9 protein-coding genes are annotated in these 12,186 nt (G+C 70.1%); 4 read left to right on the top strand and 5 right to left on the bottom strand.

Going from position 1 to position 12,186, the window contains the following annotated elements; genetic code table 11:
• Positions 1-52: 52 nt before the first annotated feature.
• On the bottom strand, positions 53-709 hold the full coding sequence (gene adk / locus INQ48_16920) for an adenylate kinase (protein QRF55109.1): 657 nt from the start codon (positions 707-709) through the stop codon (positions 53-55).
• Positions 710-991: 282 nt separating this feature from the next.
• Between adk and tssI the strand changes: the two genes are divergently transcribed.
• From tssI to INQ48_16900, 4 genes are read left to right on the top strand one after another with little or no spacing between them, the layout of a single operon-like run.
• Positions 992-3,301: a type VI secretion system tip protein VgrG gene (gene tssI / locus INQ48_16915; GenBank protein QRF55108.1), complete on the top strand. Its 2,310-nt coding sequence runs from the start codon at positions 992-994 to the stop codon at positions 3,299-3,301.
• A gap of 2 nt (positions 3,302-3,303) precedes the next feature.
• A complete protein-coding gene (locus INQ48_16910) occupies positions 3,304-4,332 on the top strand; it encodes a DUF2169 domain-containing protein (GenBank protein ID QRF55107.1) in 1,029 nt (342 codons plus the stop codon).
• Between the two features lie 4 nt (positions 4,333-4,336).
• Positions 4,337-9,427, top strand: a complete 5,091-nt coding sequence (locus INQ48_16905) for an RHS repeat protein (protein QRF55106.1) — start codon at positions 4,337-4,339, stop codon at positions 9,425-9,427.
• 19 nt (positions 9,428-9,446) lie between these two features.
• Positions 9,447-9,791 carry a sel1 repeat family protein gene (locus tag INQ48_16900; GenBank protein QRF55105.1) on the top strand — a complete coding sequence of 115 codons (345 nt, stop codon included), beginning with the start codon at positions 9,447-9,449 and terminating at the stop codon, positions 9,789-9,791.
• A gap of 14 nt (positions 9,792-9,805) precedes the next feature.
• On the opposite strand, the gene kdsB is transcribed toward INQ48_16900, so the two are convergent.
• Genes kdsB through INQ48_16880 form a run of 4 tightly spaced genes read right to left on the bottom strand, consistent with a single transcriptional unit; the run spans position 9,806 to position 12,179 of the window.
• Positions 9,806-10,564 carry a 3-deoxy-manno-octulosonate cytidylyltransferase gene (gene kdsB / locus INQ48_16895; protein QRF55104.1) on the bottom strand — a complete coding sequence of 253 codons (759 nt, stop codon included), beginning with the start codon at positions 10,562-10,564 and terminating at the stop codon, positions 9,806-9,808.
• Complete coding sequence (locus tag INQ48_16890) at positions 10,561-10,743, bottom strand: Trm112 family protein (GenBank protein ID QRF55103.1); 183 nt, start codon at positions 10,741-10,743, stop codon at positions 10,561-10,563. Before INQ48_16890 ends, kdsB begins: the two co-directional genes overlap by 4 nt.
• The gene (locus INQ48_16885; protein ID QRF55102.1) at positions 10,724-11,752 is read right to left on the bottom strand and encodes a tetraacyldisaccharide 4'-kinase; all 1,029 of its coding nucleotides are present in this window, start codon (positions 11,750-11,752) and stop codon (positions 10,724-10,726) included. The genes INQ48_16890 and INQ48_16885 overlap by 20 nt, the downstream gene beginning before the upstream one ends.
• 1 nt (position 11,753) lies before the next feature.
• Positions 11,754-12,179: a biopolymer transporter ExbD gene (locus INQ48_16880; protein QRF60769.1), complete on the bottom strand. Its 426-nt coding sequence runs from the start codon at positions 12,177-12,179 to the stop codon at positions 11,754-11,756.
• Between the last annotated feature and the right edge of the window lie 7 nt (positions 12,180-12,186).

The raw sequence follows: 12,186 nt of genomic DNA, 5'->3' as shown, positions 1-12,186 counted from the left end.
GCCGCGTCGCGGGCCCCGGGGCCCGCACGCGGCTTGCGATTCGAGCCGGGGCTCAGCTGCTCAGTGCAGCCAGGGCGCGCTGGGTGATCTCTTCGACCGTGCCCACGCCCTGGATGGCGCGGTACTTCGGCGCGGCGGCCGGATCGGCCTTGGCCCAGGCCGAGTAGTAGTCGACCAGCGGACGCGTCTGCTGGCTGTAGACGTCGAGCCGCGTGCGCACGGTCTCTTCCTCGTCGTCCTTGCGCTGGATCAGCTCCTCGCCGGTCAGATCGTCCTTGCCTTCGACCTTGGGCGGGTTGAACTTGAGGTGGTAGGTGCGTCCCGAGGCCGGGTGCGAGCGGCGGCCGCTCATGCGTTCGATGATGTCGCTGAAGGGGACGTCGATCTCGAGCACGTAGTCGAGCTTGACGCCAGCGGCCTTCATCGCGTCGGCCTGCGGAATGGTGCGCGGGAAGCCGTCGAACAGGAAGCCTTCGGCGCAGTCGGGCTGGGCGATGCGTTCCTTCACGAGATTGATGATGAGGTCGTCGCTGACCAGCGCGCCCGCATCCATCACGGCCTTGGCCTGCAGGCCCAGCGGCGTGCCGGCCTTGACGGCGGCACGCAGCATGTCGCCGGTGGAGATCTGCGGAATGCCGTACTTCTGGCAGATGAAGGCCGCCTGCGTGCCTTTGCCCGCCCCGGGCGCGCCCAACAAAATCAGTCTCATGGTGTCCTCGGAGGGTTCTTGGATTTGTGTCGCGTCGCGCACGCAGCCCTCGATAAAGACAGAGTGCGGCGGACGGAATTGCGTCGAGGATAGCACGCGGCCCCGTGAACAATTTCGCCGGACACCGAAGGCGCCGATGGCGGAAAAGCAGTACTTAGGACTTCTTGACCCCCAAAGGCAGCTCTTCGTAGACTGATCCGGAAAGTTAAAAGAAGAAACAAAGATGACGCCATCGTGTCCACGATCCGGCGCCTCATCGCATCACGGGACCCATCCAACTTCATGCCCATTGCTTCCTCGCAGGCCGGCTGCATCCTCGACGCCAGCTGTGCGACCATGCCCACGCTCGGAGGCCGGCCTGCCCTCCAGCCGGTGTCCATCGACGGCGAGGAGGGGCTGAGCCGGCTCTTCCGCTACAGCCTGGTGCTCGCGACGCCCGAAACCCCGGGCCACAGCCCACGCCAGGCGGCCAACGTCAACATCAAGCCGATGGTGGGCGAGACGCTCACGGCCCACATCGTGCTCGACGGCCGCCCCGGCGCGGGTGGCAGCAAGCGGCACATTTCCGGGCTGGTGACGCGCATGCGCTTCTTGCGCCTGGAGAACCGTCGCGCCCTCTACGAGGCGGTGATCGAGCCCTGGCTGACTCTGGCCGTGCGCAGCAGCGACTACCGCATCTTCCAGAACAAGAGCGTGCTCGAGATCGTGCAGGAGGTGCTCGGCGGCTACGGCTTCGCGTTCGAGCTGCGCGCCACGCAGAGCTACCCGGCGCGCGAGTTCCAGGTGCAGTACGGCGAGAGCGACTACGACTTCGTGGCGCGGCTGCTGCACGAGTGGGGCCTGTACTACTACTTCGAGCACGCCGAGGATTCGCACAAGCTGGTGATCGTGGACGACATGTCCTCGCACCAGCCCTACGCCAACGCCGCCTACCGCAAGGTGCCGTTCCGCGGCGCCGAGGAGACCATCGCCGAGGAGCATTGCGACAGCTTCCAGGCCGCCGAATGCCTGCAGAGCGGGCGCTGGGTCACCGACGACTTCGATTTCCAGCGGCCGAAGGCGCGGCTGCAGCAGGTCAGCGCGATGCCGCGCAAGACCGCACAGAGCGACCGCGAGCGCTACGGCTGGCCCGGCGACTACATGGTCGAGTCCGAGGGCGAACAGCTGGCGCGCGTGCGCATGCAGGAGGCCGGCGTCGGCGGCGAGCGCGCCAGCGGCTCGGGCAACCTGCGCGCCGTGGTGCCCGGTTGCCTGCTCGAGCTCGAGCGCCATCCGCAGGACGAGGCCAACCGGCAGTACCTCGTGACCGACGCGCGGCTGCACCTGCAGGACGTGGGCGACGCGAGCGACCAGCAGGGCTTCGAGTGCCGCGTCGACTTCGAGGTGATTCCGACCAGCAAGGTCTTTCGCGCCGACGCGCCCACCGTGCCGCGCCCGCGCACCACGGGACCGCAGACCGCGATCGTCACCGGCCCGGCCGGGCGCGAGCTCTGGACCGACCAGTACGGCCGCGTGAAGCTGAGCTTCCACTGGAACCGCACCTGCTCGAAGGACGAGAACAGCTCGTGCTGGATCCGCGTGTCGTCGCCCTGGGCCGGCACCAACTTCGGCGGCATCCAGATCCCGCGCATCGGGCAGGAGGTGATCGTCGACTTCGAGAACGGCGACCCCGACCGGCCGATCGTCACCGGCCGGGTCTACAACGCCGACAACATGCCGCCGTGGGAGCTGCCCGCCAACGCCACGCAGAGCGGGCTGCTGTCGCGCAGCTCCGAAGGCGCGACCGACGCCAACGCCAACGCCTTTCGCTTCGAGGACAAGAAGGGCGCCGAGCAGGTGTGGCTGCATGCCGAGCGCAACCAGGACATCGAGGTCGAGCACGACGAGACGCACTGGGTCGGCCACGACCGCGCCAAGACCATCGACCACGACGAGACGGTGCACGTGGGCCACGACCGCACCGAGACGGTGGACCACGACGAGACCATCACGGTGCACAACGACCGCACCGAGACCGTCGACGGCAACGAGCGCATCACCATCCACAAGAACCGCAACGAGCGGGTGGACCAGAACGAGACGATCTCGATCGGCGAGAACCGCAAGGAGGACGTCGGCCTCAACGAGACCATCAAGATCGGCGTCAACCGCACGGAGACGGTGGGCAACAACGAGAAGGTGAAGATCGGCGTCAACCAGAACCTCACGGTGGGCTCCAACAAGCAGGAGACCATCGGCCTGACCAGCCTGAAGAACGTGGGCATCGCGCAGATGACCAACATCGGCGCGGCCTACAACCTCAACGTGGGCGCGACGTGGATGAGCAACGTGGGCTTCCTGCACACGCACAACGTCGGCTCCCGCTACGCGACCACCGTGGGCACCAGCTATTCGCTGAGCTCGGGCAAGACGGTCAGCGTGAACGCGGGCAGCACCATGGTGCACCAGGCCGGCGACGAGCTCACGCTGGTGTGCGGCGCCTCGTCGATCACGCTCAAGTCGGACGGAACCATCGCCATCCGCGGCGACCGCATCCAGGTCAACGGCGCCACCGTCGTCGACATGGACGGCCAGCACATCCACATGAACTGACGATGGCCATCGCCCTGATCAACGAGACCCCGTACCCCGCCTTTGGATTCGACACCGAGCTGTACGACGAGAAGGAATACCACAGCCTCGCCGCCAAGGCCACCTTCGCGATCACGGCCCAGGGCCTGTCGCCGCTCGAGGAACAGCCGCCGCTCAACATGGCCGACCGCTACGCGGGCGAGCCGGGCGCGTCGAGCCTGCTGCAGCCCAGCGACCTGATCCCGTTTCGCGAGCGCACCGACGTGCTGGTGACCGGCGAGGCCAGGGCGCCCGGCGGCGAACCGGCCCATGGCTGGCTCGCGCACGTGCAGGTGGGGGCGCTGCGCAAGTCGCTGCAGATCACCGGGCCGCGCCACTGGCGCTACCGCGCCATGGGAGGCTGGGAGCTGTCGCATCCCTCTCCGGTGCGCGGCGTGCCGCTGCTCTACGAGCATGCCTTCGGCGGCGAGCACCCGAGCGGCGACGACGCGCCGCGCGATGCCTGGCTCGCCAACCCGGTCGGCGTCGGCTTCGGCGGCCGGCGGCGCGGCGAACGCGGCGAGCGCTGGGAGCGCGACCGCGAATGGCCGGCGCCGCAGCTGCTGTCGCCCGACGAGACGCTGGCCGCCGCGCCCGGGCGCCACTACCGCACCCTCAACTTCGCGCCCGTGCCCGGCGACTGGCAGCCGCGCGTCTCGCGCATCGGCACCACCGACGAGGCCTGGCGCAAGCAGGTCGCGCCGCACCTGCCGCGCGACTTCGACCTGCGCTACTTCAACTGCGCGCCCGACGACCAGCAGACCAACGGCTACCTGCGCGGCGACGAGGACGTGGAGCTCGAGGGCCTGTTCGAGGCCGTGCGCGGCTTCCGGCTGCCGGCGCTCAAGGCCACCGCGCTGATGGCGGACCACGACGGCATCGTCGTGCCGCTGGACATGGACCTGTCGACGCTCCACATCGACCTCGACCAGGGCACGCTGGCGCTGGTCTGGCGGCTGACCACCGGCGCGCAGGACTGGTCGCAGGCCAGCCTCAGCATCATGGAGCGCTGAACGCATGGCCGCACCCGAGCAGGCGGAGAAACGCCACGAACACTTCGCGCTGGCCAAGGCGCCCGACTGGAAATACACGCCGCTCAAGCCCGACAAGGGCGTGCCGGTTCCCTACTGGACGATCTCGTACTTCGACGAGTCGGTGAAGACCGCCAACCGTTCCGACGGCCGCACCAACGAGTACTTCCTCGACCGCTCGCGCGTGCCGGTCAGCCGCGGCGGCGAGGCCGGCAAGGGCAAGGGCGTCATGTCGGGCACGTACATGGACGAGTTCGAGCCCAAGGAGTGGTCGCAGACGCTGCACATCGACGGCGGGCTGGCCGTGTTCAACGGCCACACGGGCACCATCAACAAGGGGAACGCGCCGGCCAAGGTCTACACCAGCATCAACCCCGAGCAGGCGATCGCCGACAAGGCCTGCTGGGAGCAGATGAAGACCAACATGGCCGCGCTCGGCGTGGCCAGCAAGGACCGCATGTTCGCGGACCCCGCGGGCTGCGGCAAGGACGTGCTCTCGGGCGCCTGGAACACCATCACCGGCGACGTGGCCGCGGTGGGCGACATGCTCGGCAGCGTGTGGGGCGGCATCAAGGCCTTCTTCTCCGATCCGCTGGGCTCGATGGGCAGCGCGGTCGACGGGCTGCAGAAGTTCGGCACCCAGGCGGTGGAGGCGGGCAAGCAGGTGGTGGGCGTGATCAACGGCCTGCGCGACGGCTCCATCACCATGGACGACCTGCTCGACTTCGCGGCCGACATGCTGCAGGACCAGCTCTGCGAGATCGCGGCCCAGGTCGAGGAGATGGTCAAGCAGGGCAAGGGCTGCGAGGCCGTGGGCGTGATCCTCGGCCAGACGGCGGAAGCCGTGGCCGTCTCGCTGGCCACGGCCGGCGTGGGCGCCGCGGCCGGCGGCGCGACCAAGGCCGCGCAGCTGATGGCCAAGGCCGGCATCACCAAGGGCGACGACATCGCCGCGGCGATCCGCAAGCTCAAGGAGTTCAAGAAGAAGCACAAGGAGCGGCCGCACGAGGGCGGCGAGCCGCATCCGCGCCGGCTGGCGGATGGGGAGGACTCGAGCACGCCGGGGGATGGACGATCGCCGCCGTGCGTGGTGTGCCCGCTCGTGGCCCATCCGGTGAACCCGGTGCTGGGTTGCAAGGTGCTGGCCGACGGCATGGAGCTGGACTTCGAGCTGCCCGCGCTCATGCCGCTGGTCTGGCAGCGCACCTACACCTCGAGCAATGCGCGTTCGGGCTGGTTCGGCCAGGGATGGGCGCTGAAGCTCGACGCGCGCATCGAGACGCGGCGCACGCCCGGCGGGCGGCGGCTCGTGCTGATCGATGAATACGGCCGTGAGGTGATGTTCCCCCTGCTCGCGCCGGGAGGGCGCCACTACAACGAGTTCGAGCAATTCGCGCTGAGCGCGCCCGACGCGGACCACCTGGAACTGCTCGGCCCCGCCGGCAGCCCGCGCCTGGTCTTCGGGAAGGCCGGCACGCGCTATCTGCTCGACGCGATCGTCGACCGCAACGACAACGCACTGCGCATTCGCTATGGCGCGCAGAGCCTGCCGGTGCGCATCGAGGACAGTGCCGGCAGGGCGTTCCTGCCGGTCTTCGAGACGCTGGCCGGCGGGGCCGTGCGAATCCGCCGGGTCGCGCTCGAGCGCACGGCGGGCCAGCCGCCGGTGACGCTGGTGACCTACGACTACAGCGCCGAGGGCGACCTGGTCCGGGTCGTCGATCGCAGCGGCCATGTCGCGCGCGAGTTCGAGTACATCGAGCACATGATGGTCTCGCACACCCGGCCCGACGGCATGCGGGTGCGCTACGAATACGACGTCTGCGCGCCGCGCGGCAAGGTGCTGCGCTGCGATGCCGACAACGGCGAGTCCTATCGCTTCGAGTACGCCGGGCGCGAGACCCGCGTGCGGGACCAGCTGGGCCGCGTCGAGGTCTACGAATTCAACCAGCACAGAGAATGGATCGGCACCGTCGACGCGATGGGCGGGCGGACCCGGCGCGAGCTCGATGCCTTCGGCATGCTGCTGGCACAGACCGATCCCGCGGGCCGCACCCGGCGCTACGCCTACGACGGCCAGGGCCGACCGACGCGCATCCAGGAGCCCGGCCCCACCGCGCAGGAGTCGCTGGTGACCTGGGTCGCCTACGACGACCGCCTGGGGCTGCCCAGCCGCATCGTCGACCCGGCTGGCGCGACCATCGAGCATCGCCATGACGAGCGCGGCAACGTGGTGGCGACCGTCGACGCGCTCGGGCAGGAGACGCGCTACGCGTACGACGGGCGCGGCCTTCCCGTCGAGATCGTCGACGCGCTGGGCAAGACACGGCGCATGGCCTACGACGCGGCCGGCCGGATCGTTCGCCATGTCGATTGCTCGGGCCTCGCGACGTCCTATGCCTACGACGATTGGGGCTACCTGGCGAGCGTGACCGACCCGCTCGGGCAGACCACCTCCTACCGGCACGACAGCCTCGGGCGGCTGCTGTCGGTGCAGTACGCCGACGGCGCCTGCGAACGCCAGGTCTACGACGCGGCGGGACGCCTGGTCGAGCACGTGGACGCGCTGGGGCGGCGCACCGAGTACCAGCTGGCCGTGGACGGCTTGCCGGTGCTGCGGCGCAACGCGCTGGGGCACGAGCTGCGCTACGAGTACGACAAGGCCCGCCGGCTGGTCGCCCTCTACAACGAGAACGCCGTGCGCCACGACTTCGTCCATGACGCGCTCGACCGCATCGTCGAGGAGACCGGATTCGACGGCCGGCACGTCCGGCGCCGCTACGACCCCAGCGGCCTGATGCTGGCCAGGATCGAGCTGGGCTGCCTGGACCGCCGGCAGCGGCTCGCGCGCCGCCTGGCGCTCGAGCAGCAGCGCGAGGGCGCGGGCCGGGGCGGGCTGCCGCGGCAGCGCTCGGCCCCGACCTACGAGGACCCGTGGGGATTCGGCCTGGCCGACGAGGTGGCCCCGAGTTCCGCGCTGCCCGGGCATGCGATCGTCACGCACTACGAGCGGGATGCCGCGGGACGACTGGTTCGCAAGGAGGTCGCGGGCCACGCGGTGGGGCCCGATGGGGTGAGCCGGCCCCAGTTCAAGGTCACGCGCTACCGCCACGACGCCGCCGGCCGGCTCGTCGAGGCCGTCAACGACGCGGGCAGCCGCAGCCGCTTCGTGTTCGATGCGGTGGGGCAACTGATCGAGGAAAGCCGTACCGGCATGGGCCCCGAGGCCCGCTGGCGCCACCGCTACGACCCGCTGGGCCATCGTGTGTCGACCCTCCTGCCCGACGGGCGGACGCTGAACTGGCTGCACTACGGTTCGGGGCATCTGCACCAGGTCAACATCGACGGACGCGTGGTCTGCGACATCGAGCGGGATTCGTTGCACCGCGAGACGGCCCGCAGCCAGGGTCGTCTGCACAGCCGCTATCGCTACGACGCGGCGGGGCGCCTGGCCGAGCAGACCGCCTGGGCCGCCGAGGCGCAGGCCGGGCCCGATGGAATCGAGGGGCCGTCGCTGGCGGTGCTGCGGCGCCGCTACGCCTACGACCGCGCCGGCAATCTGTCCGAGTCGATGGATGCGCGCCATGGTGCCGTGCGCTATGCCTACGATCCGGTCGGCCGCCTGCTCGCCGCCGCGCAGCCGGACCTCGCCGAACGCTTCGCTTTCGATCCGGCGGGCAACCTGCTGGCGGCCGATGCGCCCGCGGGCAGCTCTGCGGGCCTCGTGCGCGACAACCGCGTCGAGGTCTTCGAGGACAAGCGATACCGCTACGACAGCCATGGCAACGTGATCGAGAAGCGCATCGGCAAGCACACCGCGATCCGCTTCGAATGGGACGTGGAGCACCGGCTCCAGCGCACCGTCGTCACCCGCGGCGGCGACGCGGGCGCCGCGCCGCTGGTCACGCACTATGCCTACGACGCCTTCGGCCGCCGCATCCGCAAGACAGACCGCTTCGGCCAGACCCTGTTCGACTGGGACGGCAACCGTCTGTGCGGCGAGCTGCGCGGCAGCCGACGGATCGTCTACCTCTACGAGGGCGACGGCTTCGTTCCACTGGCGCAGATCGTGAGCGATGCCTCGGCCGCACAGCAGCCCCCGGCCATGCCCGCGGCACCGGTGGCGGCCGACGCTGCCGGCGACGAGGAGTGGCAGCCGCGAAAGTCGCAGGCCGTCTTCATGGAACGGATGCTGGCGCAACAGCGGCGCATCCGTGCGGTGGCGCGGGGCGAGGCGGAGGCCGCGCCCGACGACGGGAAGGCGCACGACGATGGCCAGACCGGCGCGACGGTTGCGCGGCTGGCCGACTGGCGCGCGCGCTACTACCACAACGACCATCTCGGCACGCCGCGCGAATTGAGCAGCGAGGCGGGCGAGATCCTCTGGCGCACCAGCTACAAGGCCTGGGGCAACACCTGGCGGCTCGAGCAACATGCCGAGCGCCTCGCCGGCCAGGAGGAGGGCGAGGTGGTGCAGAACCTGCGGTTCCAGGGGCAGTACCGGGACGACGAGACCGGCCTCCACTACAACCGCTTCAGGTACTACGACCCCGATTGCGGCCGGTTCGCCAGCCAGGACCCGATGGGGCTCTCGGGCGGCATCAACCTGTTCGCGTATGCACCCAATCCGACGGGGTGGGTCGATCCGCTCGGGCTGGTCGACATCAAGCACTTTCCCTCGCACGAGAGCATCTGCGGCTTCGCCGACCTGGTGCCCGACAACCCCAAGCGGATCTCGGTGGGCGGCCACGGTACGCCGCTTCATGACTGCAACAACGTCCCCCTCACCGTGCAGGAGATCGCCGACGAGATCCGGGCCCATTCCAAGTACAAGAAGGGCATGGGCGTCGACCTGCTGTCATGCTCCACCGGTGCCGGTTCGGCCAGCTATGCCCAGCAACTCGCCAACGAACTCGGCGCGACGGTGCGGGCCCCGGACACCTTGCTGTGGTACTACTCGAACGGCGCCTTGCTGCCCGCGCCCCGCGATCCGGCGAACCCGGCCTTGCCGGACACGAAGAACCCGGGGACCATGCGGCGCTTCAAGCCGCAGAAGCGGCATCGGCGATGCCCTTGACGAGAAAGGCGCAATGAACGTGGATCCGATCACCGGCGCGACGCGCTTCCTTCTGGACGAAACGGCGCTGAAAGCGTCTGAGCTCGCCTCCGAGGCGGGTGACGGGCTGGCTTCGTACCGTCTGTTCGAGCACCACCAGAAGGGGCTCGGCGATCTGGTCCGGGGCGTTCCGTTCCTCCTGCGCAGCGCGGATCAGCGGCATCCGCTGGCGCTCTACCAGGTGGGGTTGATGCGGCTGGGCCAGCTTCCCTCGCAGGGGGTGCCCAGGGACGAAGCGCGCGGGCGTGCGGATCTGCGGGCGGCGGCGGACCTGGGCTTCGAGAAGGCCGCGGCCTACCTGGAAAAGCTGGCCGGCCGCGCCTGAACCCGGTCGCGCGTCTAGGCGAACAGCGCCCGCACCCGCGCCAGGTCTTCCGGCGTATCCACGCCCGGCCCCGGCGCCGCGTCGCTCACATGCACCGCGATGCGGTGCCCATGCCACAGCGCGCGCAACTGCTCGAGCGCCTCGATGCCTTCGAGCGGCGAGGGCGGCAGCGCGGGGAATCGGCGCACGAAACCCGCGCGGTAGCCGTAGATGCCGATGTGGCGCAGCGGCGCGGGCGAGGGCAACTGCGCGGGCGGCACGCCCGGCGCGGCGCCGTCGCGCCACCAGGGAATCGGCGCGCGGCTGAAATAGAGCGCGTTGCCCTGCGCGTCGAGCACGGCCTTCACGACGTTCGGATTGAGGTAGTCGGCCACCGAATCGATGGCATGCACCGCGGTGCTCATCGCGGCGTCGGGCCGCGCGAGCAGCGCGGCGGCCACGGCGTCGATCAGCGCCGGGTCGATCAGCGGCTCGTCGCCCTGCACGTTGACCACCACCGCGTCGCCATCGAGGCCGAGCTGTTCGCAGGCCTCGGCGAGACGGTCGCTGCCGCTCGGATGGTCCTGGCGGGTGAGGATCGCCTCCACGCCGTGGGCCTGGCAGGCGGCGAGGATCGAGGCATGGTCCGCCGCCACCACGACACGCGCCGCGCCGGACTGCGCCGCGCGCTGCGCCACGCGCGCCACCATCGGCACGCCGGCGATGTCGGCCAGCGGTTTGTCGGGCAGCCGCGTCGACGCCAGCCGGGCCGGCACCAGAACCGTGAAGCTCACAGTCCGAGCTCGTCGTCGGACAGCGTGCGGGCCTCGTTCTCGAGCAGCACCGGGATGCCGTCGCGCACCGGATAGGCCAGGCGCGCGCTGCGCGAACAGAGTTCCTGCTTCTCGGGATTCCAGGTCAGGGGGCCCTTGGTGACGGGGCAGACGAGCAGTTCAAGCAGCTTGGTGTCCATCGGTCGATGATAGCTTTGCGTCGAGCGCCGCGAGGAAGGCTTCGGAGGGGGTGAACAGCAGCGGCACGGCCAGCGCATCGGGCCTCTTGCGCCAGAGCTTGACCGCGTCCTTCTCGGTGCACAGCAGCAGGTGGTCGGCCGGCAGGTCGTCGTGCCAGTCGGCGAAATCGTGGTGGTCGGGCAGGGCGATGGTTCGCTCGGGTTCGATGCCTTGCGCGCGCAGCATTTCGAAGAAGGCTTCGGGCCGCGCGATCGCCGCCAGCGCCGTCACCGGGCGCGCAGCCAGCGAGGCCAGCGGCGTTCGGGTGCCGTCGTTCGCTACCGCGTAGGTCGCGAGCTGACGCGTGGCGGTGAAGCCGCCGGCGAAGGCCGGATGCTCGCCGCTGTGCAGCACCAGGTCGCAAGCGCGCGGCCAGGGTTCGCGCAGCGGGCCGGCCGGCAGCAGCCAGCCGTTGCCGATGCCGCGGTCGTCGAACACGCAGACTTCGATATCGCGCGCCAGTGCCAGATGCTGCAGGCCGTCGTCGCTCACGATGAGCTGCGTGGCGGGATGGGCCGCGAGCAGCGCGCGCGCGGCCTCGGCGCGGCGGCGCGCCACGAACACCGGCGCGCCGGTGCTGCGACGGATCAGCGCCGGCTCGTCGCCGACCTCGCGTGGATCGCTGTCGGGCAGGACTTCGCGGCAGTCGTCGGTATGCCGGCCGTAGCCGCGCGACACCACGCCCACCCGCCAGCCGCGCGCACGCAGATGCTGCACCACCGCCATCACCACCGGCGTCTTGCCCGCGCCGCCCGCGATCACGTTGCCGACGATCACCACCGGCACGGGCACGCGTTCGGTAGGCAGCCAGCCGAGGCGATAGAGCAGCGCGCGCAGCGCCACCAGGGTGCGAAAGAGCAGGGACAGCGGCCACAGCAGCATCGCCAGCGGGCCGCGCCGCAGCCAGGCGTGCCGAAGCCGGGAGGCGGTTGCGCCGGCGTCGGTGCCGTTGCGCCCCTGCGACGGCAACTCAGTGCCCGGCTTGCGCCGTCGACTGGGCGGCGAAGGTGATCTGCATCAGGCCCGCGCGGCGCGCGGCCTCCATCACCGTCACCACGGCCTGGTGCGGGCTGCTGGCATCGGCGCTGATGATCACCACGCTGTCCTTGCCGCCGGTGGCGGCCGCGGCGAGCGCCGCCGCCACGGTGTCGACGCTGCGGTCGGGCAGCTGCGTCTTGTTGATCGAATAGCGCCCGTCGGCCGACACGCCGACGATCACTTCTTTGGGGTAGTCGCGCTGCGCGTCCACGTCCGCCGTCGGCAGCCGCAGTTGCATCTCGGTGAACTTGCTGTAGGTGGTCGACAGCATCAGGAAGATCAGCACCACCAGCAGCACGTCGATGAACGGGATCAGGTTGATCTCGGGCTCGTCGCGCGCGCCGTGGCGAAACTGCATGCGGCCG

This window comes from Variovorax paradoxus, from assembly GCA_016806145.1.
Taxonomy (GTDB): domain Bacteria; phylum Pseudomonadota; class Gammaproteobacteria; order Burkholderiales; family Burkholderiaceae_C; genus Variovorax.
The sequence above is the reverse complement of the archived record's forward strand: the minus strand, read 5'-3'. Positions and strand labels throughout refer to the sequence as shown.

Coding starts and splice junctions, on each gene's coding strand:
- INQ48_16905 (QRF55106.1), top strand. CDS start 4,337: ATGGCCGCACCCGAGCAGGCGGAGAAACGCCACGAACACTTCGCGCTG.
- INQ48_16890 (QRF55103.1), bottom strand. CDS start 10,743: ATGGACACCAAGCTGCTTGAACTGCTCGTCTGCCCCGTCACCAAGGGC.
- adk (QRF55109.1), bottom strand. CDS start 709: ATGAGACTGATTTTGTTGGGCGCGCCCGGGGCGGGCAAAGGCACGCAG.
- tssI (QRF55108.1), top strand. CDS start 992: ATGCCCATTGCTTCCTCGCAGGCCGGCTGCATCCTCGACGCCAGCTGT.
- INQ48_16910 (QRF55107.1), top strand. CDS start 3,304: ATGGCCATCGCCCTGATCAACGAGACCCCGTACCCCGCCTTTGGATTC.
- INQ48_16880 (QRF60769.1), bottom strand. CDS start 12,179: ATGCAGTTTCGCCACGGCGCGCGCGACGAGCCCGAGATCAACCTGATC.